Genomic DNA, 798 nt, shown 5'->3' with positions numbered 1-798 from the left:
GCCACCCCGCCGGCGGCGGAGGCCGCCCCCGTGCCCGCCGTGGTGGACCGGCTGGTCGTGCGCCGCGGCACGGTCGAGGCGCTGCGGTCGGTGTCGCTCACCGTGTCGCCCGGGGAGACCGTCGCCCTGATGGGCCGCAACGGCGCGGGCAAGTCCACCCTGCTGTCCGCCCTGGTCGGCCTGGTGGAGCCGGCCTCCGGTGCGGTGCTGGCCTGCGGCGCGGTCCCGCACCGCACCCGGCCGCGCGACCTGGTCCGCCGGGTCGGGCTGGTTCCGCAGGAGCCCCGCGACCTGCTGTACGCGGACACCGTGGCGGCCGAGTGCGCCGCCGCCGACCGCGACGCGGGCGCCGAGCCCGGCTCCTGCCGGGCCCTGGTGAGCGAACTCCTGCCGGGCATCGCGGACTCCACGCACCCGCGCGACCTCTCCGAGGGCCAGCGCCTCACCCTCGCCCTGGCGGTCGTCCTCACCGCGCGTCCGCCGCTGTTGCTGCTCGACGAGCCGACCCGCGGCCTGGACTACGCGGCCAAGACCCGCCTGGTCGGCCACCTGCGCCGACTGGCCGCCGAGGGGCACGCCGTGGTCCTCGCCACCCACGACGTGGAACTGGCCGCGGACCTCGCCCACCGCGTGGTGATGCTCGCCGACGGCGAGGTCGTCGCCGACGGCCCCACCGCCGAGGTGGTGCTGGCGCTGCCCGCCTACGCCCCGCAGGTGACCAAGGTCCTCGCACCGCAGCGCTGGCTGACCGTGCGCCAGGTCCGGGAGGCGCTGGCATGACCGCCGCACCCCCGACCC

At 78.1% G+C, this 798-nt stretch carries 1 protein-coding gene; it reads left to right on the top strand.

Going from position 1 to position 798, the window contains the following annotated elements:
* Positions 1 to 780 (top strand): ATP-binding cassette domain-containing protein (locus ACOV8S_RS10155; RefSeq protein WP_448317464.1); only part of this gene is annotated, 780 nt, incomplete at its 5' end.
* Between the last annotated feature and the right edge of the window lie 18 nt (positions 781 to 798).

This window comes from Streptomyces sp. CO7, assembly GCF_053474865.1.
Note: the sequence above shows the minus strand (reverse complement) of the source record. Positions and strands in the feature narration are given on the sequence as shown.